General features: G+C 69.1%; 26 protein-coding genes. 10 read left to right on the top strand and 16 right to left on the bottom strand.

The annotated features are described in order from the left end of the window. Positions 1 to 47: 47 nt before the first annotated feature. The 4 genes from AC1HIL_RS18240 to AC1HIL_RS18225 are packed head-to-tail and all read right to left on the bottom strand — an operon-like array spanning position 48 to position 2,226. Positions 48 to 350, bottom strand: a complete 303-nt coding sequence (locus AC1HIL_RS18240; protein WP_028240168.1) for a helix-turn-helix domain-containing protein — start codon at positions 348 to 350, stop codon at positions 48 to 50. Next, on the bottom strand, positions 334 to 717 hold the full coding sequence (locus AC1HIL_RS18235) for a type II toxin-antitoxin system RelE/ParE family toxin (protein WP_028240169.1): 384 nt from the start codon (positions 715 to 717) through the stop codon (positions 334 to 336). The genes AC1HIL_RS18240 and AC1HIL_RS18235 overlap by 17 nt, the downstream gene beginning before the upstream one ends. A gap of 13 nt (positions 718 to 730) precedes the next feature. Continuing rightward, positions 731 to 1,030 carry a hypothetical protein gene (locus tag AC1HIL_RS18230; RefSeq protein WP_033045758.1) on the bottom strand — a complete coding sequence of 100 codons (300 nt, stop codon included), beginning with the start codon at positions 1,028 to 1,030 and terminating at the stop codon, positions 731 to 733. After that, positions 1,027 to 2,226, bottom strand: coding sequence for a tyrosine-type recombinase/integrase (locus AC1HIL_RS18225; protein ID WP_028240170.1), 1,200 nt, complete (start codon positions 2,224 to 2,226; stop codon positions 1,027 to 1,029). The genes AC1HIL_RS18230 and AC1HIL_RS18225 overlap by 4 nt, the downstream gene beginning before the upstream one ends. Positions 2,227 to 2,565: 339 nt before the next feature. Between AC1HIL_RS18225 and AC1HIL_RS18220 the strand changes: the two genes are divergently transcribed. Then, positions 2,566 to 2,835: a hypothetical protein gene (locus AC1HIL_RS18220; RefSeq protein WP_057596661.1), complete on the top strand. Its 270-nt coding sequence runs from the start codon at positions 2,566 to 2,568 to the stop codon at positions 2,833 to 2,835. A gap of 58 nt (positions 2,836 to 2,893) precedes the next feature. Then, positions 2,894 to 3,118 carry a hypothetical protein gene (locus AC1HIL_RS18215; protein WP_057596660.1) on the top strand — a complete coding sequence of 75 codons (225 nt, stop codon included), beginning with the start codon at positions 2,894 to 2,896 and terminating at the stop codon, positions 3,116 to 3,118. Positions 3,119 to 3,252: 134 nt separating this feature from the next. Here the strand turns inward: AC1HIL_RS18215 and AC1HIL_RS18210 are convergent, their stop codons facing one another. Further along, positions 3,253 to 3,486, bottom strand: coding sequence for a hypothetical protein (locus AC1HIL_RS18210; protein ID WP_057598089.1), 234 nt, complete (start codon positions 3,484 to 3,486; stop codon positions 3,253 to 3,255). Between the two features lie 565 nt (positions 3,487 to 4,051). Between AC1HIL_RS18210 and AC1HIL_RS18205 the strand changes: the two genes are divergently transcribed. Then, positions 4,052 to 4,942, top strand: a complete 891-nt coding sequence (locus AC1HIL_RS18205; RefSeq protein WP_057592465.1) for a peptidoglycan-binding protein — start codon at positions 4,052 to 4,054, stop codon at positions 4,940 to 4,942. A 62-nt stretch (positions 4,943 to 5,004) separates the two neighbouring features. Here AC1HIL_RS18205 and AC1HIL_RS18200 read toward each other — a convergent pair whose 3' ends face one another. Further along, complete coding sequence (locus AC1HIL_RS18200; protein WP_057592466.1) at positions 5,005 to 5,409, bottom strand: GFA family protein; 405 nt, start codon at positions 5,407 to 5,409, stop codon at positions 5,005 to 5,007. Between the two features lie 95 nt (positions 5,410 to 5,504). Between AC1HIL_RS18200 and AC1HIL_RS18195 the strand changes: the two genes are divergently transcribed. From AC1HIL_RS18195 to AC1HIL_RS18185, 3 genes are all read left to right on the top strand, one after another. Beyond that, entirely contained in the window at positions 5,505 to 6,467 is a 963-nt protein-coding gene (locus AC1HIL_RS18195; RefSeq protein WP_422097201.1) for a helix-turn-helix transcriptional regulator, read from the top strand. Positions 6,468 to 6,566: 99 nt separating this feature from the next. Beyond that, the gene (locus AC1HIL_RS18190) at positions 6,567 to 7,319 is read left to right on the top strand and encodes a response regulator (RefSeq protein ID WP_422097202.1); all 753 of its coding nucleotides are present in this window, start codon (positions 6,567 to 6,569) and stop codon (positions 7,317 to 7,319) included. Positions 7,320 to 7,383: 64 nt separating this feature from the next. After that, on the top strand, positions 7,384 to 9,210 hold the full coding sequence (locus AC1HIL_RS18185; protein WP_412179321.1) for a sensor histidine kinase: 1,827 nt from the start codon (positions 7,384 to 7,386) through the stop codon (positions 9,208 to 9,210). A gap of 15 nt (positions 9,211 to 9,225) precedes the next feature. Here AC1HIL_RS18185 and AC1HIL_RS18180 read toward each other — a convergent pair whose 3' ends face one another. The 5 genes from AC1HIL_RS18180 to AC1HIL_RS18160 form a co-directional block, all read right to left on the bottom strand. Continuing rightward, positions 9,226 to 9,582 (bottom strand): hypothetical protein, encoded by a 357-nt coding sequence (locus tag AC1HIL_RS18180; RefSeq protein ID WP_057592470.1) that lies wholly within the window; start codon positions 9,580 to 9,582, stop codon positions 9,226 to 9,228. Positions 9,583 to 9,616: 34 nt separating this feature from the next. Then, a complete protein-coding gene (locus AC1HIL_RS18175) occupies positions 9,617 to 11,092 on the bottom strand; it encodes a DegQ family serine endoprotease (RefSeq protein WP_057592471.1) in 1,476 nt (491 codons plus the stop codon). A 100-nt stretch (positions 11,093 to 11,192) separates the two neighbouring features. After that, positions 11,193 to 12,542 (bottom strand): ATP-binding protein, encoded by a 1,350-nt coding sequence (locus tag AC1HIL_RS18170; protein ID WP_412179322.1) that lies wholly within the window; start codon positions 12,540 to 12,542, stop codon positions 11,193 to 11,195. 5 nt (positions 12,543 to 12,547) lie between these two features. Next, on the bottom strand, positions 12,548 to 13,207 hold the full coding sequence (locus AC1HIL_RS18165; protein WP_057592472.1) for a response regulator: 660 nt from the start codon (positions 13,205 to 13,207) through the stop codon (positions 12,548 to 12,550). A gap of 55 nt (positions 13,208 to 13,262) precedes the next feature. Continuing rightward, positions 13,263 to 14,033 carry an IclR family transcriptional regulator domain-containing protein gene (locus AC1HIL_RS18160; RefSeq protein ID WP_057592473.1) on the bottom strand — a complete coding sequence of 257 codons (771 nt, stop codon included), beginning with the start codon at positions 14,031 to 14,033 and terminating at the stop codon, positions 13,263 to 13,265. Between the two features lie 130 nt (positions 14,034 to 14,163). Between AC1HIL_RS18160 and pobA the strand changes: the two genes are divergently transcribed. Next, on the top strand, positions 14,164 to 15,345 hold the full coding sequence (gene pobA, locus AC1HIL_RS18155) for a 4-hydroxybenzoate 3-monooxygenase (RefSeq protein ID WP_479672377.1): 1,182 nt from the start codon (positions 14,164 to 14,166) through the stop codon (positions 15,343 to 15,345). On the opposite strand, the gene AC1HIL_RS18150 is transcribed toward pobA, so the two are convergent. Genes AC1HIL_RS18150 through AC1HIL_RS18140 form a run of 3 tightly spaced genes read right to left on the bottom strand, consistent with a single transcriptional unit; the run spans position 15,315 to position 19,057 of the window. Beyond that, on the bottom strand, positions 15,315 to 15,743 hold the full coding sequence (locus tag AC1HIL_RS18150; protein WP_057592475.1) for an SRPBCC family protein: 429 nt from the start codon (positions 15,741 to 15,743) through the stop codon (positions 15,315 to 15,317). The two genes, pobA and AC1HIL_RS18150, sit on opposite strands and share 31 nt — an antisense overlap. Positions 15,744 to 15,792: 49 nt before the next feature. Further along, a complete protein-coding gene (locus AC1HIL_RS18145; protein WP_479672376.1) occupies positions 15,793 to 16,710 on the bottom strand; it encodes a helix-turn-helix transcriptional regulator in 918 nt (305 codons plus the stop codon). Between the two features lie 37 nt (positions 16,711 to 16,747). Then, complete coding sequence (locus AC1HIL_RS18140) at positions 16,748 to 19,057, bottom strand: xanthine dehydrogenase family protein molybdopterin-binding subunit (RefSeq protein ID WP_064262247.1); 2,310 nt, start codon at positions 19,055 to 19,057, stop codon at positions 16,748 to 16,750. Positions 19,058 to 19,315: 258 nt separating this feature from the next. Between AC1HIL_RS18140 and aat the strand changes: the two genes are divergently transcribed. The 3 genes from aat to AC1HIL_RS18125 are packed head-to-tail and all read left to right on the top strand — an operon-like array spanning position 19,316 to position 21,687. Beyond that, positions 19,316 to 20,071, top strand: a complete 756-nt coding sequence (gene aat / locus AC1HIL_RS18135; protein WP_479672375.1) for a leucyl/phenylalanyl-tRNA--protein transferase — start codon at positions 19,316 to 19,318, stop codon at positions 20,069 to 20,071. Continuing rightward, the gene (locus AC1HIL_RS18130; protein ID WP_203205672.1) at positions 20,068 to 20,817 is read left to right on the top strand and encodes an arginyltransferase; all 750 of its coding nucleotides are present in this window, start codon (positions 20,068 to 20,070) and stop codon (positions 20,815 to 20,817) included. Before aat ends, AC1HIL_RS18130 begins: the two co-directional genes overlap by 4 nt. Before the next feature lie 30 nt (positions 20,818 to 20,847). After that, on the top strand, positions 20,848 to 21,687 hold the full coding sequence (locus AC1HIL_RS18125) for an IclR family transcriptional regulator (RefSeq protein WP_057592480.1): 840 nt from the start codon (positions 20,848 to 20,850) through the stop codon (positions 21,685 to 21,687). A gap of 95 nt (positions 21,688 to 21,782) precedes the next feature. Here the strand turns inward: AC1HIL_RS18125 and AC1HIL_RS18120 are convergent, their stop codons facing one another. After that, positions 21,783 to 22,958 carry a serine hydrolase gene (locus tag AC1HIL_RS18120; protein ID WP_261213788.1) on the bottom strand — a complete coding sequence of 392 codons (1,176 nt, stop codon included), beginning with the start codon at positions 22,956 to 22,958 and terminating at the stop codon, positions 21,783 to 21,785. Between the two features lie 117 nt (positions 22,959 to 23,075). Beyond that, a complete protein-coding gene (locus tag AC1HIL_RS18115) occupies positions 23,076 to 24,614 on the bottom strand; it encodes a 2-isopropylmalate synthase (protein WP_057592482.1) in 1,539 nt (512 codons plus the stop codon).

Below are 24,614 nucleotides of genomic sequence, written 5' to 3'. Positions count from 1 at the left end.
AAGATCGTAACTGAAATTAGGTGGTTATGGCAGAAAACGCAGATCAATCAAAGGATCGCCCGGAGCCCCTTGTCGGCGATGATGTTGAGCAGCTTCAGCGCCGGGCCAGCGGGTCGGGTTTCACCTTGCTCCCACTTGCGCACGGTCGAGGCCGAGGTGTGCAGGTGATGCGCGAACACCGGCTGGCTGAATTTCAGCGTCTCCCGTAGGCGCCTAATGTCCTCGGCGCCAAACTCCCGCACTGGCGGCGGGCAGATCGCGTCGAACTCGCGCATCGTCACCTTGCTGATCGCACCCACTTCATGAAGCGTGGCCAGGTCGTCACGCAGGGATTCAATGATCTTGCTCACAATGCACCTCCAATAACACGCCCGACTGCAACGCCTTCGATAACGTTTCCCCGGACAGTTGCAAGAACGCTTTGCCGGCGAATTGCAGCGCCTTCTTCTCGTCCTGCGTGATGTTCGCCTTGTCGTTCTTCGGGAACCCATGCAGGAACACGTAGCGGCTGCCGATCCTGGCCGATACCAGTGTGCGGTAGCCGCCGCTTTTACCACCACCGGGGCGGGCCACCCGCTTCTTGTAGAGGGAGCCGCCCAAGTCCGCGTCGATCAGACCGCTTTCCATCTCCTGAACCGCCTTGCACAACGCGGCATCGGACAGCTTCTCGCCCGACTGCCAGCGTGCAAAGTCCTTGCGCTTGAGGATGACCGTCATTTCGACCTCCAAACTATACCCGAAACGGGCATACTTTTCCAGTCTCCGGTGTAGCACCTAGATAGAAGGGATGGCCCGCCCGATTGTCGTGACGCCGGCACGACAATCGGAGCCGACTGGACGGGATGCCGGCCACCGATCCGCGGGCATCCTTGACCGAAATCAGCAGCGCATAGGCCGACCACGGCAGCGTGAAGACCTTGGCCAGCTCGGCGAGGCCGAATTTCCCAGACACTGTCTCGGAAATTGCGGAACGGGGATAGTCGGCCGCCAAGGCAGCGGGGGGCGCCACCGAAAGCGTCCTCTTGCTCATGCCGTGGCCTCCGCAGGGCGCCGCGCGCCCGTGATGGCCTGCCGCCGACTCGCCACCAGTTCGGCAGCATCCCGCACCGGCTTGTCCTCGGTGTGGACGTAGTGCATGAACATCGCCACGGTCTTGTGGCCCGTCAGCTTCATGCCTACCTTGGTCGGCACTCCCGAATTGGCAATGTCGGTCGTGGAGCGGTGGCGGATGCCGTGCGTGCCGACGTGTGGGACGCCGGCTGCCTTGAGCACCCGGCACCATCCGCCATAGTGCTCGCCAAAGGTCAGGTGCTTGGTCGGGTCGTTGGGCGAAGGCAGGACGTAGGGGCAACCTTCTCGGCGCGGTGCCGTCGAGAACAGTCGATAGGCTTCCGCGCTCATGGGCTTGGAGAGGCCGCCGGTCTTGCTGTCGGGCCAGACCACGCGCCGGTTCTCCAGATCGACCCAATCCCATTCAAGCATGCAGATTTCGGAGCGGCGGCCGGCGAACTCGAATTGCAGGCGAATCGCCAGCGGGATGACGTAGTTCTCCAGTCCTTCCGCCTCCAGCTTCTCCAACTGGCGGAAGATCAGCGCCAGTTCGTCGTCCACGATGAGCCGGGTTTCCTCGCCGGGCGGGTACATCGGGACGTGGCGGCACGGGTTCGTGCCGTCCGGGCGGTAGCCCCACACTTCGGCCAGGTTGAACATCTTGCGCAGCACGCCGAAGGCGTTGTTCGCCTCGGCGGGCTTGTAGGCCAGTTTCTCCATCAGCCCGGCAATGTCGGGCCGCTTCACGTCCTGCACCTTCTTGCGGCCGATCAGCGGGACGATGCAGCGGTCGATGACGGCCTGATAGCCGCGCTGCGTGCTCGGCTTGTTGCGCTTCTTGGAGTAGTCCTCCATGAACTTCTTGCACAGCGCTTCGACCGTGGGCGCCTTGCGCGCCTCGGCCTTGGCGCCGCCGGGGTCGCCGCCTCGGCGAACCTCGGCCAGCCAGTCCTGCGCCATGACGCGGGCCTGCTCCACGGTCAGTTCCCCGAACAGGCCCAGCGAGGGCTTGCGGGGCTGCCCGGAGTTCGTGCGGTACTGGAGCATGAACACCCGACGGCCCTTCGGGGTAATCTTGCAGAGGAAACCCGGCACCACGGTATCCCGTAGTTCGATGTCCTTGGCCTGGGGTTGCGCCGACTCTACGGCGGTCTTGGTGAGCTTGATCTTCGCCATGATGACTCCTTGGAACGACCCGAATTCCAAGAGCCAGATAGGAGCGGCGCGAGGGAAAACCGGGTCAAGTTTCAGAAAGCACCGGCATATGATGGACGCGCGTAAGTCCTTGATAAACCTGCTTCATCGAGCTACGGCGCAGTCCAGCGAAGTACCGGGCTGGAGTCATCGTCAAACAAAAAAAAGCCCGGCATCGGACCGGGCTCAAGCCTTCTTGCAGTCAAGCATCAAAGGGACGGGCAACCCGTCAAGGAGAATGGAAAGTGGTGCGCCGCGCGCCTGCCATGGGCCGTAGTTTACTGTATATTTGTACAGTCTTCTCAACCCAGGAGTACCGCCATGCCCCGCATCGAACAACCGGTGGTCGTGCCCAACTACGCGCTGACCGACGCCCTCGCCTGGATCTCGAAATTCGCCCATGCCTGGAAGGCGATCGAGCCCGCGCCCGCCACGCTCAGCATCGACGGCTTCATCATCTGGGGACCGGTGCTCTACGAGAAGCACAGCGCCGAAGATCCGGTGCAGCTCGCGGCAAGACTGTTCGGCAGCTCGGGCCCCTACTTCAGATACCTGTACCCGGGTGCGGCGGCCGCGGCCAATCAGGGATGAAGCGTCGGGCGCGAAGGTGCATGTCTTGGCAGACACGGGAATGTCGGAGAATCGTGCGATGAACTGGCATGCACCGTCCCTCCTGGCCCTCCTGTCGATCCCCTGCGCGCTGGCCATCGCCGGCTGCTCGACGCCCCCGAACGAAGTGATGCAGTTCCGCGAAGGCGTTCTGCGCGCCACCACCTACACGCAGGCACAGATCTACTGCGACAACAAGAGCCAGAGCCCGCGCTGGCTCGGCAAGGCACCGGCCGAGAGCGGCGTGCTGTTTCGCTGCGAATGACGATGCGATGAGGCGGGCCGTGCGCTGAACCGCGGCATCGCGAAGACCAGGCGTCATCGGGCTCGCGTCCACACCCGATCCACCCAGGCCGGCAGGCATCGCGCTTGCCGGCCTTTCGTTTTCCGGCCGTTCGATCAGTGCGCCGTCACGCCGCCGCCAGTCGCATCGCGGCGGGTCTTCGCGTTGTCGATGGTCGCGCTGACCGAGCTGGTGTTGATGGCCAGCGCCACGAGCACGGAGCCGACGAAGGCCGGGTCGGTCGAGCCGCTGAATTCCGCCGCGCCCGCGATCGCCAGGGCTTGCTGCACCTGCTGGCGCGTGAGTTCGGCTGCCGCTTCTCCAACGACGTTCTTCTTGGTGGTTGCCATCTGAAAACTCCTGATTCTGGAAGTGAGGAAAAAAAGCAAAACAACGCCAGCCGACTGCGAGCCGCGTGAGATCCATCACGCGCCACAACCCTCCGCCAACGATGAAATGTTAACTGGGCGTCAAAAATAAGATGAAGGTTTTCACTCGAAGCGCTCGGTGAGAACACCGTCGTCGCGCTCATCTTTTCTGAAGATTTCCGGATGGATAATCGCGCCTCGCTACGCCGGCCGGCGCGTCGCGCAAGCCCCCGGGCCTTGCCGTTCGCGCAGCGCACCAGGCGGCGCGTTTCGAAGATGGGCCACCTTCCAAGAGCCCCCGTTCGAGCCGAGGTCGAGGAGCCGTTTTCCATCCCAGGCCATGCCGGACTCCGCACCGCGGACGACGCGCATGCGCACATGACTTTCGACACTGGCGTACCGGGTGACCGGTCCGTATCGTCGCGCGGTCGCTTGCGACGCGGTATCGAATCGGGAGCTCGTATTGGCCACGCGGTCCCACCTTCGGCTGTTCGATAGGGGCGCCTGCCGCGCGGGCGCCGTGTTGTTTCACTTGATAGATCGGGACATGGCTTTTTCCAAACTTTCTCTCGCAAGCGCACTGGCCGGCCTGCTGGCCCTCTCGGGTTGCCAGACCATGGACATGCAGATGGGCAGCCAATCGGCCAAGACCGTCGCCACGGGCAGCGCGGCCGGCGCCGCCACCTCGGGCGAAAGCAGCGCGCTCGAGCGCTGCGACTCGCCGCTGGGCACCGTCTCGCTGATCGAGAACGTGAATGCCGGCTGGTACACGGTGCTGACCGGCGAATACAAGCTGCCGCCCACCGCCAACCTGCTGCGCCTGCTGGTGCAGCAATCGAACTGCTTCGTGGTGGTCGAGCGCGGCGCGGCCGGCATGAACGCGATGACGCGCGAGCGCGCGCTGCAGCAGTCGGGCGAGATGCGTGGCGGCAGCAACTTCGGCCGCGGCCAGATGGTCGCGTCGGACTACGGCCTGTCGCCCGAGATCGTGTTCAGCAACAGCGACGCGGGCGGCCTCGGCGGCGCGCTCGGCGGACTGGTCGGCGGTGGCCGCGGCCGTGCGATCGCGAACCTGGGCGCGAACCTGCAGACCAAGGAAGCCTCGGCGCTGCTGACCCTGATCGACAACCGCTCGGGCGTGCAGGTCGCGGCGGCGGAAGGCAGCGCCTCGAAGACCGACTTCGGCGGCTTCGCCGACCTCGCCGGCGGCCGCGCAGCCGGTGGCATCGGCGGCTACACGCGCACCCCGCAAGGCAAGGTGATCGCGGCGGCCTTCATGGACGCCTTCAACCAGATGGTCCGTTCGCTGCGCAACTACAAGGCGCAGACCGTGCGCGGCCAGGGCCTGGGTGGCGGTGGCCGCCTCGGCGTGGATGGCGGCGCGGCACCGTCGCAGACCTATGTGCCGGCCGAGCAGCCGGCGCGTCGCCGCAAGTAAGCGCGGCGAGAGACGAGCAGCCCCGCCGCCGCCAGGCCGCGGGGCTTTTTATCGCCCGTCTTTCAGAGATGCCGCGTCTCGGCGGGCGGGTTGAACCAGTTGTTGTTGCGCCCGTCCATGTACATCACGGGCGCGGCCACCAGTTCGTCGGGCGTGGCGTCGTCGAGGCAGCTGACATTGATGCTGACGTACTTGCCACCGACCTCGGCCACGTCGCCGCGGCCGAAGGGCCGCACGCCGCAATGGCGGCAGAACAGGTGGTGCGTGCTGTACGAGCCGAACTGGTAGCTCGACAGCTCCTCCTCGCCACTGACCATCCGGAAGGCCTCGGGCCGCACGATCGCCCCCCAGTTGCGCGCCTTGGCGCAGATCGAGCAGTTGCAGCGGCCGGTGCCGGCCGCGAGGTCGATATCGGCCTGGAAGCGAACCTTGCCGCAGTGGCAGCTGCCGTTGTAGGTCTTGAGCATGGGCTTTTCTCCTGGGGTCTGAGGTGTTGGAAGGCCCGAAGACTAAGGTCCATTGCGGACAGATCCTGTCCTCGATCGCAGGCATCATCGCTTCCATGCTCTCCGCCTCCGCCCGCCTCATCCGCCTGTTGTCGCTGTTCCAGGCCCAGCGCGCCTGGACCGGCGCCGAGCTCGCGCGCCGCCTCGAGATCACCGAGCGCACCCTGCGCCGCGACGTCGACCGGCTGCGCAGCCTCGGCTACACGGTCGATTCCACCTCGGGCGTCGCCGGCGGCTACCGACTGGGCGCGGGCAACAGCCTGCCGCCGCTCCTGCTCGAGGACGAGGAAGCGATCGCGGTGGCGGTCGGCCTGGGCGTGGGCCCGGCCTCCAGCGACGGCGGCAACGACATCGAGAACGCCTCGATGCGCGCGCTGGCCAAGCTCGAGCAGCTGATGCCGCCGCGACTGCGCCGCCGGCTCGACAAGCTGCGCGCCACCGTGGTGCCGGTGCTGCAGAAGCGCTCGGACATCCGGCTCAAGGCGGTGTCGCTGTTCGCCGAGGCCTGCGCCGACCGCGCGCTGCTGCGCTTCGGCTACCGCGACCACCACGAGGTGGTCAGCAGCCGCCGCGTGGAGCCGCACCGCGTGGTACAGACCGGCCAGCGCTGGTACCTGCTGGCCTGGGACACGGACCGCGAGGACTGGCGCACCTTCCGGCTCGACCGCATCGTCGACCCCGAGCCCACCGGCGCGCGCTTCACGCCGCGGCGACTGCCGCACGGCGACATCGCGGCCTACATGCAGCACGCGCTGCAGATCTCGCCCTACCTGCACCATGCGCGCGTGCTGGTGCATGCGCCCGTGGCCGCGCTCGACGGCCAGTTGTCGTGGGTCGGCGGCGTGCCCGAGGCCGTGGCGCCCGACCGCACGCGCATCCAGACCGCGGCCAATTCGCTCGATGCGCTGGCGGTCTGGCTCGGCTGCCTGGGGCACGACTTCGAGGTCGAGTCGCCGCCCGAGCTCGGCGCGCACCTGCAGCGCGTGGCGTCGCGGCTGGCGCGCATGTCGGCCGCCTGAACGCGCGGCCCGCGCCCCTCCCACGTATATAGGATGGGCACGGCGCGCGCCGGCCCCTACGCTGCGGGTCCGCCCACCCGAGGACCGCAGCCCCGCGCCATGGCCATCGACACCGAAGCCGCTCCCCTTCTCTCGACCACGCAGGTCGCGCTGGTCGAGGACGACACCGGCATGCGCGAGCGCCTCGCCCGCGTGATCGATGCCGACCCCTCGCTGATCCTGGCCCATTGCGCCTCGACCGCGACCGAGCTGCTGGCCTGGCTCGAGGACAACCCGGTCGACGTGCTGCTGGTCGACCTGGGCCTGCCCGACATCCCGGGGCTGCAGGTCATCGACCGCTGCCGCGGCATGCAGCCCGCCTGCGCGGTGATGGTGCTGTCGATCTTCGGCGACGAAGCCAACATGCTGCGCGCCTTCGAGGCCGGCGCCAGCGGCTACCTGCTCAAGGATGGCACCGAGCGCGACCTCGCGGCCCACATCCGCCACCTGCGCGCGGGCGGCTCGCCGATGTCGCCGGTGATCGCGCGGCAGCTGCTGCGCCGCTGGCAGGCCCGCACCGACGCCCCCGTGCCTGCCGGCGCCGCCGCGCTGGTCGGGCTGGCCCAGGACACGATCGGCTCGGCCATGGCATCCTCGGCACTCCCTCGCACGCCGCCGGTGCGGCTGTCGCCGCGCGAATCGGAGGTGCTGGACCTCGTCTCCCGTGGTTTCACCTATGCCGAAGTCGGCGCGCGGATGGGAGTCTCGGCTTCGACCGTTCAAACCCATATCCGCAATATCTACGGCAAGCTGGATGTCCACAACAAGTCCGAAGCCGTGTTCGAGGCGCGCAACCTGGGCTGGCTGCCCTGAGCAGCCTGCCACCGCCTCTTCTTCCGATCTGCGCTTCCTGTTCGCCCTGGTCGCCGCGCTGCTGTTGATCGCAGGCCCGGCCATCGCCAGCAGCACCGCCACGCCCTACACCGTCACCAGCGCCGAGGCCCGCCTCGAACCCGACGGCCTGCCCGCCGAGGAACGCCAAGTGCAGTTGCCGTTCCGCTGGGACCATGCCTTTCCGGGCCGCGGCGGCAAGGCCACCTACCGCATCGCCCTTCCCGCCGCGGCGGCGCCCGCGAGCGAACCGGCCGCGCTGCTGTTCGCGGGCGTGGGCAACCAGGTCGCAATCGAGTTCAACGGCACGCCGCTCGCGGGCTTCGGCACGCTCGGCGATCCGTCCTACGACACCAAGGGCACGCCCTTCGTGCCGGTGGCCGCGTCGCTGCAGCGCACCGGCGCCGCGCAGGAACTGGTGATCCGCACCACCGTGCAACGCCAGCGCGGCGCGGCTTTGGCCACGCTGCAGTACGGCACCGAGCGCGAGCTGCTGCCGCGCTACCGCGGCTACCAGCGCTGGCGCCACACCTCGGTGATCGTCAACGCGGCCGTCCTCGCGCTGATGGGCTGCCTGTCGGGCGCGCTCTGGCTGCGCCAGCGCCATGCGCTCTACGGCTGCTTCGCGCTCGCCGCGCTCTCGGGCCTGCCGCACAACATCGACCGGGTGCGGCCCGACATGAACCTGCCCTGGCCGCTCTGGGGCGTGGTGGTCGCGGTCTGCTATGCGCTGCACATCGGGCTCATCACGCGCTTCGTGCTGCTGGCGCTGCAGCGCGGTTCGGTGGGGCTGGTGCGCGCGCTCTACGCGGCTATGGGTATCGCGATGGCGAGCGCCATCGCGGCCTTCGCGCTGGCCTGGCCGGCGCTGTGGACCGCCGGGCTGGTGCTGCTGAACCTCACCGGCGTGGCCTGCCTGCCGGTGGTGGCGCGCAGCGCCTGGGTGGAGCGCCGGCCGATCGCCATGGTGCTGCTGCTGGCGGGCGTGCTCGCGATCCTCGCGGGCATGTACGACCTGCTGCTGATGCGCATGGGCTTCTTCGGCGGCTCCGACACCTCGCAGACGCCGCGCGCGATGTTCTTCTTCGTGCTGATCCTCGCGGGCCTGGTGGTCGACCGCTACAGCCGCACGGTGGCCGACTACGGCGCGCTCAACGCCACCCTGGCCGAGCGGGTGGCCGAGCGCGAGGGACAGCTGCGCGTGGCCTTCGACGCGCTGCGGCTGCAGCAGCAGGAACAGGCCGTGCTGCTCGAGCGCCAGCGCATCATGCGCGAGATCCACGACGGCGTCGGCTCGCAGCTCGTGGGCCTGCTCAACGTCGTGACCCAGCCAGCGCCAGACCGCGCCGTGGTCGAGGAGCACGTGAAGCTCGCGCTCGACGAGATGCGCATGGCGGTCGACTCGCTGCAGCCCACGCACGACGACCTCGCGACCGTGCTCGCCACCCTGCGCTACCGGCTGCAGCCGCGGCTGGACGCGGCCGGCATCGCGCTCGAGTGGGACGTGGGCGTGATACCGCCGGTGGCGCCGTTCTCGGCCCAGGCCGCGCTGCAGTTGCAGCGCATCCTGCTCGAGGCCTTCACCAACGTGCTCAAGCATGCGCGCGCGACGCGCATCGTGCTGCATGCGCGCTGGCAGGCCGAGGCGCAGCCCCCGCACGTGCGCATCGTGCTGACGGACGACGGCATCGGCCCGCGGCCCGCGGACGCCGCACCGAAGGCCACGGGGCATGGCCTCGCGAACATGCGGGCGCGCGCGCTGAGCATCGGCGCGCGGCTGGTGATGGAGCCGGCAGAGGCGCGGGAGAACGCCGCCGGCGGCACGCGCATCACGCTCGAGTGGCCGGGCGCGCTCGACTGCCCGCGGCACTGAACGCGGCCACCGGGTTCAGCGCAGCGCGAAGGTCAGCGCCACGGCACCGAGCGCCAGCAGCGCCAGGCCCGCGATGAACACCACCTCGCCCCAGGCCTCGAGCCGCGCGCCCGAGCGCCGCATGCGCATCGAGATGAACGACAGCAACGCGCTGGCCAGGAAGACCAGCGCGTCGACCGCGAGCAGCCGATCGATCACCAGCCGCAGATCGTCGCGCGGACCGAGGTGCCCGATGGACATCACGGTCATGCACACGCCGATCATGGTGGCGGAGGTCGGCAGGATGTGGGCCGACAGCCCGTTGGCGGCGCTGTCGGCAGGGTCGAGGTGCTCGGCCTGCGGGGCCGAAGACCGTCGGTGCGGCGGCTTCATCGGTCGTCGCGCGTCGGGGTCCGGCCCGGGGCTGTCAGCCGATGCGCACCGGCACGAAGATCTTGTCGTCGCCGCGCTGGATCAGCAGCGCCACCGACTTGTCGGCCTTCGCGACCACCTCGCGCACCTGCTCCACGGTCTTGGCGGGCGTGCCGTTGATCGCCAGCAGCACGTCGCCGGCCTGCACGCCGGCCATCGCCGACGGGCCGGCCGCGTCCTCGATCAGCAGGCCGGTCTCCACCGAGGCCTCGCGCTTCTCGTCGGGCTGCAGCGGCCGCAGCGCCAGGCCCAGCTTGCCCTGGCCGGTGGCCTTGTCGGCCTTCGCGACCTGGGCCGGCTTGTCGCTGGCATCGCCGAGCTTCGCCGTCAGCTCCTGGCGTTCGCCCTGGCGCCACACCTCGAGCGTGACCTTGGTGCCGGGCGCCTGCTGGCCGATCACCGCGGGCAGGTCGCCCGAGGACACGATGGGCTGGTCGCCGACCTTGCGGATCACGTCGCCGGCCTTCAGGCCCGCCTTGTCGCCGGGGCCGCCCTTCTCGATGTTCGAGACCAGCGCGCCCTCGGGCTTGTCGAGCTTGAAGGAATCGGCGAAGGCCTGGTTCACCTCCTGCACCGCCACGCCGAGGCGGCCGTGCACGGCCTTGCCGGTGGCGACGATCTGGTCCTTGACCTGCACCGCCACGTCGATCGGGATCGAGAACGACACGCCCTGGTAGCCGCCGCTGCGGCTGTAGATCTGCGAGTTGATGCCGACCACCTCGCCGCGCGTGTTGAGCAGCGGGCCGCCCGAGTTGCCGGGGTTCACGGCCACGTCGGTCTGGATGAAGGGCACGTAGCTGTCGTCGGGCAGCGTGCGGCCCTTGGCGCTGACCACGCCGGCCGTCACGGTGTTCTCGAAACCGAAGGGCGAACCGATGGCCAGCACCCATTCGCCGACCTTCAGGTCCTTGGTGTTGCCCAGCGCGAGCACCGGCAGGTTCCTGGCGTCGATCTTGAGCACCGCGATGTCGGTCTTGGCATCGGCGCCGAGCACCTTGGCGCGGTACTCGCGGCGGTCGGTGAGCTTGACGGTGACTTCCTTCGCGTCCTTCACCACGTGGGCGTTCGTCAGGATGATGCCGTTGGCGTCGACGATGAAGCCCGAGCCCTGGGCGCGCACCGGCACGTCGCGCTGCTGCTGGCCGCGCGGGTTCATCTGCCCCTGGAAGCGGCGGAAGAACTGGAACATCGGGTCATCGGGATCGATGCCCTGGATCTGCGCGGCCTGCTCGTCGTCCGAGGCCTTCATGGTGCCGGTGACGCTGATGTTGACCACGGCCGCGCCGTCGCGCGCGGTGATGGTCGAGAAGTCGGGCAGCGTGACCATGGCGGCCGGTGCGGTCGCGGTGGCGTTGGTGGGCGTGCCCACGGCGCGCGCGCTGGTGTAGGCGCCGGCGCCGACGGCGCCGATCACGCCCGCGGTGGCCAGGGCCAGGACCAGGGCACGGGGCGAAGTCAGTCGGGTGTTCATGGATCGGTTCCTTTCATTGCGTCGTGACGCTGATGCGATGGAAGGAATGTCGTTGCGCTGACTTAAGCGCCGCTTAAAGGGAAATTCCGGCGACGACCCCTCAGGCCCGCGTCGGAAAGCGCACCACCACGCGCAGCCCGCCCAGGCTCGGCGAGGCATCGAGCGCCACGCTCGCGCCATGCAGCTCGGCGATCGACTTGACGATCGAGAGGCCGAGTCCGCTGCCCGGCGCCTGCGGCTCGCCCGAGCGGTAGAAGCGGTCGAGCACGCGCTCGCGCTCGGTGGGCGGCAGGCCCGGGCCGCTGTCGTCGACGCTGAGCTCGACCGCGTCGTCCAGGCGCGCGATCGCGATGTCGACGCGGCCTTCCTCGGGCGTGTACTTCACGGCGTTCTCGAGCAGGTTGCGCAGCAGCATGCGCAGCGCCTCGGACTGACCCTTCACCGTGGCGCCCTCGTCGGCGCGCGCGATGCCGATGTCGATGCGCCGCGCCTGGGCCGCGGCCACGGCATCCGACACGGCCAGCCGCGCCACCTCCGCGAGCACCACCGGCTCGGGCGGCGCGCCCGCGGCCATGCTGGCCTCGTGGCGCGCGAGCGCGAGCATCTGCTCGACCAGCCGCGTCGCGCGGTCGATGCCCGCCACCAATCGGCCGATGGCGAGCTCGCGCGCGCCGTCGTCGCTGGCGCGCTGCAGGCCCTGCACCTGCAGCTTGAGTGCGGCCAGCGGCGAGCGCAGCTCGTGCGCCGCGTCGGCCACGAAGTGCTTCTGCGCCTCGAAGGCCTGCCGCACGCGGTCGAACAGCAGGTTGAGCTCCTGCACCAGCGGCCGTACCTCGTCGGGCAGCTTCTCCTCGCTCACGGGCGAGAGATCGTCGGCCTGGCGCGAGGCCACCTGGGTGCGCACGCGCGCCACCGGCGCGAGCGAGCGGCTCACCACCCACCACACGACCAGCATCAGGAGCGGCGCCATCAGCGCCACCGGCGCGACGGTGCGCAGCGCCAGGGTGCCGGCCATGTGCTGGCGCGCCGCCATGTCCTGCGCCACCTGGATCACCAGCCCGCGCGTCTGCATCGAGAACACGCGGTAGGTGGTGCCGCGCGCGCGCACGTCGGCGAAGCCCAGTACCGCGAGCTGCGGCAGCGCGGCCTGGTCGGCCGACTCGAAGATGCGCACGCCGTCGGCGGTCCAGACCTGCACCACGAAATCGAAGTTCTGCTCGGCGCCGCCGAGGCCGCCCACCGCCGCGCTGGGCGGCAGGCCTGCGCGCAACGAGAGCGCCATCTGCTGCATGTGGTAGTCGAAGATCTCGTCGGCCTCCTTGAGCACGGTGCGGTAGGCCACCAGCGCCTGCGCGCCGGCCGCCAGCACGATGGCCGCGAGCAGAAACCACAAGAGGCGCGCGCGCAGCGAGCCGGTCATGCGCGCGATCAGTCCCATCACGCCGCTCATGCCGCTCACGCCTTCGGCACCATGTAGCCAACGCCGCGCACGTTGCGGATCAGCTCCGCGCCGAGCTTCTTGCGCAGGCCGTGCACGTAGACCTCGACCGCGTTGCTGCTGATCTCGTCCTTCCAGCTGTAGAGCTTCTCCTCGAGCTGCGCGCGCGAGAGCACCATGCCGGGCCGCGCCAGCAGCGGCTCGAGCACGGCCCATTCGCGCGCCGACAGCACCACGGGCTGGCCGGCCACGCTGACCTCGCGGGTGGCGGGATTGATGCTCACGCCCATGTGTTCGTAGACCGGCTCGGCGCGCCCGGCCGCGCGGCGCAGCAGCGCGCGGATGCGCGCCAGCAGCTCGTCGAGGTCGTAGGGCTTGAGCACGTAGTCGTCGGCGCCGGCATCCAGGCCCTCGATGCGCTGCTGGATCGAGTCGCGCGCGGTGGCGATCAGCACCGGCATGCGCTGCTTGCGCGCACGCAGGTTGCGCAGCACCTCCAGGCCGTCGCGCCGCGGCACGCCGAGGTCGAGCAGCACCAGGTCGTAGTCCTGGGTGCGCAGCGCCGACTCGGCGCTGTCGCCGTCCTTGACCCAGTCGACCGCGTACTGCTCGGCCCGCAGCAGGTCGAGCACGGCTTCGCCGATCATCACGTCGTCTTCGAGGAGCAGCAGTCGCATGGCGGGTTCCTGGAGTTCTGGTTTCGAGGTTCGAGGCGGCCGGATCGGGCGAAGTTCAAAGCAGCGCGCGCACCTCGCGCGCGGCCTCGAACAGCAGCGGCAGCATGTCGCGCCGCACGGCCTCCTCCTGGTAGCGCGCGCCCGACAGCACCACGTTGAGCGCGGCCACCGTGTGGCCCTGCATGTCGCGCAGCGGCACGGCCAGCGCCTGCACGCCGAGCTCGTGCTCCTCGCTCGCGAAGCAATGGTCTTCCTTGCGCGCGCGCGTCACCAGCTGGCGCAGCGCGCGCGCCTGGGTGGTGGTCTGCGGCGTGAGTCGCGCCAGGTGGCGGCCCGTGAGCCAGCGCGTGAACTCGGCCGGCGGCAGCGCGGCCAGCAGCACGCGGCCGGTGGAGGTGGCATGGGCCGGCAGCCGCGCGCCCAGGTGCAGGCCATAGGCCAGCACGCGCGTGGGCGTGCCGTAGCTGCCGCTGCGCGCCACGATCACCACCTCCTCGCCGTCGAGCACCACGGCCGAGAAGGATTCGCCGGTCTGCGCCGCGAGCCGGTTCAGCGTGGGCTGCAGCGCGCGCGGCAGGCGCGACGAGGCCAGGTAGCTGCCCGAGAAGCGCAGCACCTTGGGCGCCATCCAGAAGTAGCTGCCGTCGGTCTCGAGATAGCCCAGGTGCGCCAGGGTCAGCAGGTGCCGGCGCGCCGCTGCGCGCGTGAGGCCGGCGCGTTCGGCCGCCAGGGTGGCGTTGAGGCGCTGGCGCTCGGTGTCGAAACTTTCGAGCACCGCCATTCCCTTGGCGATGCCCTCGATGAAGTCGGCTCTGGCGATGGTCATGAGTGAGGCGAAGCGGGAAGTTGCGCGATCATCGCGCAGCCATTCGCATGATCGCACACAGCCGCATCGCCCGGCATGCCAGGGCGGCGCGCGCGCCCTACGCTTCGCGGAACTTCTCGGAGACAACGACATGCGCACCCAGGTAGCGATCATCGGCGCCGGCCCGGCCGGCCTTCTGCTCGGCCAGCTTCTGTTCAAGGCCGGCATCGACAACGTCATCGTCGAACGCCAGAGCGGCGACTACGTGCTCGGGCGCATCCGCGCGGGCGTGCTCGAGCAGGTCACGATGGACCTGCTGGAGCGTGCCGGCGTCGACGCCCGCGCCAAGGCCGAGGGCCTGCCGCACGGGGGCATCGAGCTGCTGTTCAAGGGCGCGCGCCACCGCATCGACATGCACGGCCTCACGGGCGGCAAGCAGGTCACGGTGTACGGCCAGACCGAGGTGACGCGCGACCTGATGGAAGCGCGCGCGGCCGAGGGCCTGGCCACCATTTACAGCGCGGCCAACGTGAGCCTGCACGACTTCGATTCGCGCTCGCCGCGCGTGCGCTACGAGAAGGACGGCCGGACGCACGAGATCGAGTGCGACTTCATCGCCGGCTGCGACGGCTACCACGGCGTGAGCCGCGCGAGCGTGCCGGCCGATGCGATCCAGACCTACGAGAAGGTCTACCCCTTCGGCTGGCTCGGCGTACTGGCCGACGTGCCGCCGGTGTCGCACGAGCTGATCTACGCCAACACCGAGCGCGGCTTCGCGCTGTGCAGCATGCGCAGCGCCACGCGCAGCCGCTACTACGTGCAGGTGCCGACCGAGGAACGGGTGGAGAACTGGAGCGACGAGGCCTTCTGGAACGAGCTGCGCGCGCGCCTCGACCCGGAAGCGCGCGAGCGGCTGGTGACCGGCCCAGCGCTCGAGAAGAGCATCGCGCCGCTGCGCAGCTTCGTGGCCGAGCCGATGCGCTTCGGTTCGCTGTTCCTGGCCGGCGACGCGGCGCACATCGTGCCGCCGACCGGCGCCAAGGGGCTGAACCTCGCGACCGCCGACGTGGGCTACCTGTCGCGCGCCTTCGAGATCTTCTACCGCGAGCGCTCGGCCTCGGCGCTCGACCGCTATTCCGACCTGTGCCTGCGCCGGGTCTGGAAGGCCGAGCGCTTCTCGTGGTGGTTCACCTCGCTGATGCACCGCTTCCCCGAGACCGGTGCCTTCGGCCAGAAGATCCAGGAGGCCGAACTCGACTACCTCGTGCATTCGCACGCGGCCTCGACCTCGCTGGCCGAGAACTACGTCGGGCTGCCGCTCGAGGACTTCTGAGCCTCGGCCTCGAGCTTCTTCTTCATCGCGGCCGCGCCCTCGTCCATCATGCCTGCGATGTGGGGCGCGAGTTCGTCGGGCAGCACGTCGGTGATCCAGACGAAGCGCGAGCGCCCTTCGCCCGCGTCGAACACCTGCGCCGACGCATGGTGATGCCGCATGCGGCTGCCCGTGACGGTGTAGGCGATGCGGCGCAGCGACTCGTCGATCGACACCGGCAGCTCGCGCGCCACGCTGCCGTTGGAGAAGTCGAGGACGCGCGCGCCCTCCTCGTCGATGCGGCAGGCCGTGAGGAAGCCCGGCGCGAGCCGCTCGTGCACGGCACGGAAGTCGCGCAGCGCGTCCCAGACCTGCGCCGCGCTCGCGGCGAGTTCGAATTCCCGGTGGATGGTGGCCATGGCGGGCTCCTTCGCGCTCAGGGATGGCGGCCCGCGCGGGCCGGGACTGTCAGTTCGAGTTCGATGGCGTGGTGCATGGCGATGGCTTCCTGGTCGATGAATGGATCAGGCGTTCATCGTCGAGCAAGGCCGCGAGGCGGTCTTGGAGAATCTTGCGGTCGCCGCGCGCGGCACGGCGGAAGTCGCCCGGCGAGACACCGGCGGCGCGCCGGAAGGTGCGCACGAAATTGCTGAGGTCGGCAAAGCCCACGTCGAGCGCGATCTCGGTCACGGGACGGTCGCCGTCGGCGAGCAGGCGCGCCGCATGGCGCAGGCGCGAGCGCACCAGGTACTGGTGCGGCGTCACGCCCAGCACCTGAGAGAACAGCCGCAGGAAATGGAAGGCGCTGAGCCCGGCCTCGGCCGCGGCCTGCTCGAGGCCGATGTCCTCGTGCGAACCCTCGGCGATCCACATCGCGGCATCGACGGCGCGGCGCCGGTCGCGCGCGGGGGCCGCTCCGGGCCGCGGCGCATCGCGCCCTTCCACGAGGTCGACGAAGCGATGGGCGAACTGCATGCCGACCTCGTCGAGGCCGAGGTCGCTGCGCCCCTCGACCGCGGCCTGCGCGAGTTCGCCGAGCACCATCAGCCCGGGCAGCGGCGGCAGGCCGCCGGCCTGCCAGGTGCCGCGCCCGCCGCCGATCAGCTCGACGAAGCCCGGCGAGAGGTGGAAGGCCAGGCACTCGTCGCCGCAGAGGTGGTGGTCGTGGGTGCAGACGTATTCGTCGCCCGGCGCGCCGATGAGCACCGAGCCGGCCACGAGTTCGTAGGCATGGCCGCGCGTGCGGTAGCCGAAGCTGCCCTTGCGCACGTACGAGACCGAATGGCCCTCGTGCATCTCGGCGAAAGGCGGGGCATCGGGACCCGCGTCGCAGCGGTAGCTCGAGACCCGGATCGGCTCGGTCTGCAGTTCGGTGACCACGAGCATGGTGGTTCTTCCGCAGTACCGGCCGTGCGGCGGGCCCTCAGTCGACCGTCTGCATCGCCTGCCACACGCGCGAGGGGCTCAGCGGCATGTGCAGGCGCGGCGCGCGGGCGGCATGGCCGTTGCGCGCGAAGGCGTCGGCCACGGCATTGACGATGGCCGGCGTGGCACCGATGGTGCCCAGCTCGCCCACGCCCTTGACGCCCAGCGGGTTGTTCTTGCATGGCGTCGATTCGTCCATCTCCATGTGAAACATGGTGCTGACGATGTCGGCGCGCGGCGCGGCGTAGTCCATCAGGCTGCCGGTGACGGGCTGGCCGGTCTCGTGGTCGTACACCACCTGCTCGTAGAGCGCCTGGCCGATGCCCTGCACCGCGCCGCCCTCGAGCTGGCCGCGCACGATCATCGGGTTGACCACGCGGCCCACGTCGTTGACCGAGCTGTAGGCCACCACGCTGATCTCGCCGGTGGGCGGATCGATCTCGATCTCGCAGATGTGGCAGCCGTTGGGCCAGGTCGGGCCGGCCACGGTGCTGGTGGAGTCGACGAAGATCTCGCGCTCGGGCTGCTTGCCCGCGAGCGTGAACAGGTCGAGCTCGAGGTCGGTGCCGATCACGGCGAAGGCGCCGCGGCTGTAGGTCACGTCGTCGATCGCCACCTCGAATTCCTGGGCCGCGAGTTCGCGCGCCTTGTCGATGGTGCGTTCGGCGCCGATGCGCACCGCCGAGCCGCCGGTGAACAGCGAACGCGAACCCGCGCTGCCGAAGCCGTCGCCGCGGTCGGTGTCGCCGAGCACCACGCGCACCTTCTCGATCGGCACGCCGAAGGCGTCGACCGCGAGCTGGGCCAGCGAGGTGGCGATGCCCTGCCCCATGGCATTGACGGCCGAGAACACCTCGATCACGCCGTCGGCCTGCACCGAGACGGTGACGCGTTCCTCGAACACGTTGCCGCCGGTCCACTCGAGGAATGTGGCGATGCCCAGGCCGCGATGGCGGCCGTTGCGCGCCGATTCGGCCGCGCGGGCCTCGAAGCCGTTCCAGTCGGCCAGGCCCAGCGCCTGGTCCATCACCGACTCGAACTTGCCGGTGTCGTAGGTCTGCGCCATCGGGTTCTTGTACGGCATCTGCTCGGGGCGGATGAAGTTGCGCCGGCGCAGCTCGATGCGGTCGATGCCGGTCTGGCGCGCGGCCTCGTCCATCAGCCGCTCGATGGTGAAGATCGCCTCGGGCCGGCCGGCGCCGCGGTAGGCGCCGGTGGGCGCGGTGTTGGTGAGCACCGCCTTGAAGTGGAAGTCGATGGTCTGGATGTCGTAGACGCTGGTCTGCACCCAGGGGCCGATCAGCAGCTGGATCGCGACGCCGGTGCCGGTGGCATAGGCGCCGACGTTGGCCAGCGTCTTGATGCGCAGCGCGAGGATGCGTCCCTTGGCATCGAGCGCGAGCTCGGCCTTGGCCTCGATGTCGCGGCCATGGGCGCTCGAGAGGAATTCCTCGCTGCGGTCGGCCACCCACTTCACGGGGCGCTTCACCTGCAGCGCCGCGAAGGCCACCGCGATGTCCTCGGGGTAGGCCCCGGTCTTCATGCCGAAGCCGCCGCCGACGTCGCCGACCACCACGCGGACCTTGTCCTTGGCCAGGCCGATGGCGGCGCAGATCGAATCGCGCACGCCCGAGGGCATCTGGGTGCTCATGCGGATCGTGAGACGGCCGGTGTCGGCATCGGGCGCCGCGAGCACCGAGCGCGGCTCGATGGTCAGTGCCACCACGCGCTGGTTGACCACGTCGAGCGCCACCACGTGGGCGGCCTTGGCGAAGGCGGCCGTGGCGGCCTCGCTGCTGCCGTGGCGCATCTCGGCCGCGACGTTGCCGCTCGCCGCTTCGCACAGCTGGGGCGCGCCTTCGGCGGTGGCGGCCGCGAGGTCGACCACCATCGGCAGCTCCTCGTACTCGACCATCACGGCTTCGGCCGCGTCGCGCGCCTGCTGCACGGTGTCGGCCACCACCACGGCCACGGCCTCGCCGACGAAGCGCACGCGTTCGTGCGCGATGGCATGGCGCGCGGGGCTGGCGCTGTCGCCCCCGTCGGCACGCTTGAAGCCGGCGGCGCCGGGCATCGGCTTGACGCCGGCCGCGGCCAGGTCGGCGCCGGTGATCACGGCGAGCACCCCCGGCAGCGCGAGCGCGGCCGAGGTGTCGACCGAGACGAGGCGCGCGTGGGGGTACGGGGAGCGCAGGAAGACCAGGTGGGACTGGTTCGGCAGGGACACGTCGTCCGTGTAGCGGCCGGCACCTGAGAGAAGACTCTGGTCTTCGAGCCGGCGCACGGCCTGGCCGCTGCCGAAACGCATGGGGTTGGGGTCTGTGGTCAACGTGGTCCTCTTGTACCGGGCCCGCGCACAACGCTGGCGCGCTGGGACCGTCATGGGGTGCTTCTTCGAAGGAAGCTCCGCACTATATGTGAGCTTGGGCAAACGTGTGCGCCTTTGGACGAGTGCATTGCGAGGGCACCAGAAAGGGGCGCCACCAGGGGGACGCGGCGGCGGGTTGGCCCGGTTTTTCGCCCCCGATACGAAGATGCGCCGCGCAAGCCGTGTATACCTACGGCCATGCGACAACTGCCCTGGCTCGAACCCGGCGATGCCCTGCCCGACCCCTCGACAGCGTGGGGAATCGCCGATCCCGTGCCCGGCCTGCTGGCCGCCGGCGGCTCGCTCGATGTCGATACTCTCTTGCGCGCCTACGGCCGCTGCGTCTTCCCCTGGTTCAGCGAGGACCAGCCGATCCTGTGGTGGAGCCCCGATCCGCGCATGGTGCTGCAGGTGGCCGATTTCCGGCTCCACCGCTCGCTGCGCAAGACGCTGGCGCGCTTCGCGCAGGCGCCGGGCTGCGAGATCCGCATCGACCACGACTTCGCGGCCGTCATCCGGGCCTGCTCCGGCTCGGCCCGCCCGGGCCAGTCGGGCACCTGGATCGTGCCCGACATGGTCGCCGCCTATACCGAATTGCACCGGGCCGGACACGCCCACAGCGTCGAGACCTGGATCGACGGCGAGCTCGCGGGCGGGCTCTACTGCGTCGCGATCGGCGGCGCCGTGTTCGGCGAATCGATGTTCACGCGCCGCCCCGATGCCTCGAAGATCGCGCTGGCGGCGCTGGTGTGCCTGTGCCGGCGCTTCGGCGTGCGGATGATCGACTGCCAGCAGAACACGACCCACCTCGCGAGCCTGGGCGCGCACGAAATGCCGCGCGCGCGCTTCGTCGAGCACGTGGCCCGGGCCCGGGAAGCGACGGGCCCCGCGTGGCGTTTCGAGCCCGTATACTGGTCCGAACTCCTGTCCGCGCGACCTTCTCACCCGACGTGACGCACCTCAAGGATCTCCCGCTCCACACGCTGCAGTTCTACGCGACCGCGCCCTATCCCTGCAGCTACCTGCCGGACCGCCAGGCCCGCTCGCAGGTGGCCACTCCCAGCCACCTGATCCACAACGACGCGTACTCCGACCTGGTGCTCAGCGGCTTCCGGCGCAGCGGCATGTTCACCTACCGCCCGTACTGCGACGGCTGCCGCGCCTGCGTGCCGCTGCGGGTGCTGGCCAATGCCTTCAAGGCCTCGCGCAGCCAGCGCCGGGCGGTCAAGCAGCACGCCGACCTGCAGGCCCGCGTGCTCAAGCTGTGCTTCGTGCCCGAGCACTACCAGCTCTACCTGCGCTACCAGAACGGCCGCCACGCGGGCGGCGGCATGGACCACGACAGCATCGACCAGTACACCCAGTTCCTGCTGCAAAGCCGCGTGAACTCGCGGCTGGTCGAGTTCCGCGAGACCCTGCCCGATGGCAGCGCGGGCGCGCTCAAGATGGTGTCGATCCTCGACGTGCTCAACGACGGCATCTCGGCCGTCTACACCTTCTACGAGCCCGAGGACGGCATGGCCTACGGCACCTACAGCGTGCTCTGGCAGATCGAGCAGGCGCGCAAGCTCGGCCTGCCCCACGTCTACCTGGGCTACTGGATCGAACACAGCCCGAAGATGAACTACAAGGCGCGCTTCGCGCCCCACGAATTGCTGATCGACGGCCGCTGGCAGCGCGCCAGCGATTTCACAAGATAAAATGGCGCCCGGTCTTCACCGCACAGCGCCATGAGAAAAAACCATTCAGACATTCCGGCCACCCCCGTCATCCAGGTCATCGAACGCATGTTCGCGCTGATCGACGTGCTGGCCTCGCGCGAAGAAGCCATTTCCCTGAAGGAAATCAGCGAAAAGACGGGGCTTCATCCCTCCACCACCCACCGCATCCTCAACGACCTCGCGGTCGGCCGCTTCGTCGACCGTCCCGAGGCCGGCAGCTACCGGCTCGGCATGCGCCTGCTGGAGCTCGGCAACCTGGTCAAGGGCCGGCTCAACGTGCGCGACGCCGCGCTGGGCCCGATGCGCGAGCTGCACAAGCTCACGCAGCAGCCGGTCAACCTCAGCATGCGCCAGGGCGACGAGATCGTGTACATCGAGCGCTCCTACAGCGAGCGCTCGGGGATGCAGGTGGTGCGCGCCATCGGCGGCCGCGCCGCGCTGCACCTGACCTCCACCGGCAAGCTGTTCCTGGCCGCGGACGATCCGCAGCGGGTGCGCAGCTACGCCACCCGCACCGGACTGGCCGGCCACACGCGCAACAGCATCACGCAGTTGCCGGCGCTCGAGCGCGAGCTGTCGAAGGCGCGCCAGTACGGCATCGCGCGCGACAACGAGGAGCTCGAACTCGGCGTGCGCTGCATGGCCGCCGGCATCTACGACGACCAGGGCAAGCTGGTCGCGGGGCTGTCGATCTCGGCACCGGCCGACCGGCTCGACGAAGGCTGGCTGCCGAAACTGCAGGCGACCGCAAACGAGATCTCGGAGGCACTGGGCTTCAAGCAGGGCGTGGCGCCCGCTGGCGGGGCCGTAGCGGCCGCGCCGGGGTCGGCCTCCACCGAGGGCGCCTGAGAAGCGCCTGGCGCTTTCCAGGGGCCTTGACCGCTCCTCGCGTCCCCCATGAAAAAAGCCGGCAACCGCCGGCTTTCGTCTTTGGGCGGGCCCGCTCAGCCCGCGATCTGGTACGCCACGGCGCGCGAGGCGGCCGGCGAACCCGGAACCGCATGCGTGGCCTCGACCCAGCGGCGCACGCGCTCGGCGTCGGCGATGCGGCTGAACTTGCCGGCCGAATCGAGGAACACCATGATCAGCTTGCGGCCCGCGACCCGGGCCTGCATCACCAGGCACTGGCCGGCTTCGGAGATGTAGCCGGTCTTCTGCACGCCGATGTCCCAGTCGGGGCTCTTCACGAGGCGGTTGGTGGTGTTGAACTGCAAGGTGCGGCGGCCGACCTCGACCTGGTACTCGGGCGAGGTGGACAGCGAACGCACGGTGGCGTCGGCGTAGGCGGCGTTCACCAGCAGCGCCAGGTCCTGCGCGCTCGACTGGTTGCGGCTCGACAGGCCGGTGGGCTCGACGTAGCGCGTGTCCTTCATGCCGAGCATGCGCGCCTTGGCGTTCATGATGCTCACGAAGGTGCTCAGGCCGCCGGGATAGGTGCGGCCCAGCGCGTGGGCGGCGCGGTTCTCGCTCGACATCAGCGCCAGGTGCAGCAGTTCGCCGCGCGTGAGCGTGGTGCCGACCGTCAGGCGCGAGCTGCTGCGCTTCTCGGTGTCGACGTCGTCCTGGGTGATGGTGATGAGCTCTTCGTTCGGCAGCTTGGCCTCGCTGATCAGCAGGCCGGTCATGAGCTTGGTGAGCGAGGCGATCGGCAGCACGGCGTGGTCGTTCTTGCTGAACAGCACCTCGTGCGTGTCCTGGTCGACCACCAGCGCGACGCTCGACTTGAGCTCGAGCGCGTCGTCGGTGGTATGCAGGCCGGCCATCTGGCCGAAGGACTGGCGCGGCGGCGCCTCGACACGGACCACCGAGCGGCGCTGCACGGCCACCACGGTCTTGCCGTTCTTCTTCTGCAGGGTGGCCACCACGTTGCGGCCACCGCGGACCACCTTGTCGGCCTTGTCTTCACGGCCGCCACGCTTGGCAACCTTGGACGACGCGGCATTGCGCTTCACCTCGACCGGCGCGGCGCCGCGGGCTTTCTTCGAGACGGCCGCCGTCTTGGCAGGGGCGGCCTTTTCTTTCTTGGCGGCATGGGCGCCGGACAACAAAAAAGCCGTCGCGCAGAACGCGACGGCGAGGGTGCGAAGGCTTGAAACGCGGTGGAGACGGGCTTCGGGCATGTACAAAATCTCCAGCGGCAGGAATGAGGACCGCAGTGTATCGAAATCAAAAAAGGCACGCAATATCAGCTACTTGCATCCTTTTCTTCATTCGAATACCAAGGATCGCCCGAAAACCTAACCTTGTGCCGCCACTCTCTCAGCTTGGCTCTGTAACTTGTTGAGCGCACTCAAATAAGCCTTTGCCGACGCCACAACGATGTCGGGATCCGCCCCGACGCCGTTGACCACCCGCCCCGCGTTTTGTAACCGGACTGTAACTTCTCCCTGGCTTTCCGTCGAGCCACTGATGGCATTGACCGAGTAAAGAACCATCTCGGCGCCGCTCTTGACGTGCGATTCGATGGCCTTGAGGGAAGCATCGACCGGGCCATTGCCGTCCGACTCGCCCGTGACTTCCTTGCCATGGACGGTGAAGACGACCTTCGCCTGGGGGCGTTCGCCGGTTTCGCTGTGCTGAGCGAGAGAAACGAAAGCAAACTGTTCGCCAACGTTCGCACCCTCCTCCGCGCTGACAAGCGCGAGGATGTCCTCGTCGAAAATTTCGGACTTGCGGTCGGCCAGCTCCTTGAAGCGCAGGAAGGCGGCGTTGATCTCGCCCTCGCTCTCCATGGTCACGCCGAGTTCCTGCAGCCGCTGCTTGAAGGCGTTGCGGCCGCTGAGCTTGCCCAGCACGATCTTGTTGGCGCTCCAGCCCACGTCCTCGGCCCGCATGATCTCGTAGGTGTCGCGCGCCTTGAGCACGCCGTCCTGGTGGATGCCCGAGGCATGCGCGAAGGCATTGGCGCCCACCACGGCCTTGTTGGGCTGCACCACGAAGCCGGTGGTCTGGCTGACCATGCGGCTCGCGGCCACGATGTGCTGGGTGTCGATGTTCAGCGCGAGGCCGAAGTAGTCCTTGCGGGTCTTCACGGCCATCACGATCTCCTCGAGCGAGCAGTTGCCTGCGCGCTCGCCGAGGCCGTTGATGGTGCATTCGACCTGGCGCGCGCCGCCGATCTTCACGCCGGCCAGCGAGTTCGCCACCGCCATGCCGAGGTCGTTGTGGCAATGCACCGACCAGATCGCCTTGTCGCTGTTGGGAATGCGCTCGCGCAGCGTCTTGATGAAGTTGCCGTAGAGCTCGGGGATCGCGTAGCCCACGGTGTCGGGCACGTTGATGGTGGTCGCGCCCTCGGCGATCACGGTCTCGAGCACGCGGCACAGGAAGTCGGGATCGCTGCGGTAGCCGTCCTCGGGGCTGAACTCCACGTCGGCCACCTGGTTGCGCGCGAAGCGCACGGCGAGCCGGGCCTGCTCGTGCACCTCGTCGGGCGACATGCGCAGCTTCTTCTCCATGTGCAGCGGCGAGGTCGCGATGAAGGTGTGGATGCGGCCGCGCGCCGCGCCCTTGAGCGCTTCGGCGGCGCGCGCGATGTCGCGGTCGTTGGCGCGCGAGAGGCCGCACACCGTCGAGTCCTTGATCGCGTTGGCGATCGCCTTCACTGCCTCGAAGTCGCCATTCGAGCTGGCCGGGAAGCCGGCCTCGATGACGTCGACCCGCAGCCGCTCGAGCTGCTTGGCGATGCGCATCTTCTCGTCGCGCGTCATCGAGGCGCCGGGCGACTGTTCGCCGTCGCGCAAGGTGGTGTCGAAAATTATGAGTTGGTCGGTCAT

The sequence above is a fragment of the Variovorax sp. ISS6 genome, from assembly GCF_056523145.1.
This window is presented reverse-complemented; position numbering and strand designations above follow the sequence as displayed.

Bases quoted from the DNA above. Each gene is read 5' to 3' on its own strand.
- AC1HIL_RS18170 (WP_412179322.1), bottom strand. From the start codon at position 12,542: ATGAGCGGCGTGATGGGACTGATCGCGCGCATGACCGGCTCGCTGCGC.
- AC1HIL_RS18115 (WP_057592482.1), bottom strand. From the start codon at position 24,614: ATGACCGACCAACTCATAATTTTCGACACCACCTTGCGCGACGGCGAA.
- AC1HIL_RS18125 (WP_057592480.1), top strand. From the start codon at position 20,848: ATGAGAAAAAACCATTCAGACATTCCGGCCACCCCCGTCATCCAGGTC.
- AC1HIL_RS18230 (WP_033045758.1), bottom strand. From the start codon at position 1,030: ATGAGCAAGAGGACGCTTTCGGTGGCGCCCCCCGCTGCCTTGGCGGCC.
- AC1HIL_RS18165 (WP_057592472.1), bottom strand. From the start codon at position 13,207: ATGCGACTGCTGCTCCTCGAAGACGACGTGATGATCGGCGAAGCCGTG.
- aat (WP_479672375.1), top strand. From the start codon at position 19,316: ATGCGACAACTGCCCTGGCTCGAACCCGGCGATGCCCTGCCCGACCCC.
- AC1HIL_RS18120 (WP_261213788.1), bottom strand. From the start codon at position 22,958: ATGCCCGAAGCCCGTCTCCACCGCGTTTCAAGCCTTCGCACCCTCGCC.
- AC1HIL_RS18210 (WP_057598089.1), bottom strand. From the start codon at position 3,486: ATGGCAACCACCAAGAAGAACGTCGTTGGAGAAGCGGCAGCCGAACTC.
- AC1HIL_RS18180 (WP_057592470.1), bottom strand. From the start codon at position 9,582: ATGAAGCCGCCGCACCGACGGTCTTCGGCCCCGCAGGCCGAGCACCTC.
- AC1HIL_RS18140 (WP_064262247.1), bottom strand. From the start codon at position 19,057: ATGCGTTTCGGCAGCGGCCAGGCCGTGCGCCGGCTCGAAGACCAGAGT.
- pobA (WP_479672377.1), top strand. From the start codon at position 14,164: ATGCGCACCCAGGTAGCGATCATCGGCGCCGGCCCGGCCGGCCTTCTG.
- AC1HIL_RS18160 (WP_057592473.1), bottom strand. From the start codon at position 14,033: ATGACCATCGCCAGAGCCGACTTCATCGAGGGCATCGCCAAGGGAATG.
- AC1HIL_RS18145 (WP_479672376.1), bottom strand. From the start codon at position 16,710: ATGCTCGTGGTCACCGAACTGCAGACCGAGCCGATCCGGGTCTCGAGC.
- AC1HIL_RS18190 (WP_422097202.1), top strand. From the start codon at position 6,567: ATGGCCATCGACACCGAAGCCGCTCCCCTTCTCTCGACCACGCAGGTC.
- AC1HIL_RS18200 (WP_057592466.1), bottom strand. From the start codon at position 5,409: ATGCTCAAGACCTACAACGGCAGCTGCCACTGCGGCAAGGTTCGCTTC.
- AC1HIL_RS18225 (WP_028240170.1), bottom strand. From the start codon at position 2,226: ATGGCGAAGATCAAGCTCACCAAGACCGCCGTAGAGTCGGCGCAACCC.
- AC1HIL_RS18175 (WP_057592471.1), bottom strand. From the start codon at position 11,092: ATGAACACCCGACTGACTTCGCCCCGTGCCCTGGTCCTGGCCCTGGCC.
- AC1HIL_RS18150 (WP_057592475.1), bottom strand. From the start codon at position 15,743: ATGGCCACCATCCACCGGGAATTCGAACTCGCCGCGAGCGCGGCGCAG.
- AC1HIL_RS18220 (WP_057596661.1), top strand. From the start codon at position 2,566: ATGCCCCGCATCGAACAACCGGTGGTCGTGCCCAACTACGCGCTGACC.
- AC1HIL_RS18205 (WP_057592465.1), top strand. From the start codon at position 4,052: ATGGCTTTTTCCAAACTTTCTCTCGCAAGCGCACTGGCCGGCCTGCTG.
- AC1HIL_RS18215 (WP_057596660.1), top strand. From the start codon at position 2,894: ATGAACTGGCATGCACCGTCCCTCCTGGCCCTCCTGTCGATCCCCTGC.
- AC1HIL_RS18235 (WP_028240169.1), bottom strand. From the start codon at position 717: ATGACGGTCATCCTCAAGCGCAAGGACTTTGCACGCTGGCAGTCGGGC.
- AC1HIL_RS18195 (WP_422097201.1), top strand. From the start codon at position 5,505: ATGCTCTCCGCCTCCGCCCGCCTCATCCGCCTGTTGTCGCTGTTCCAG.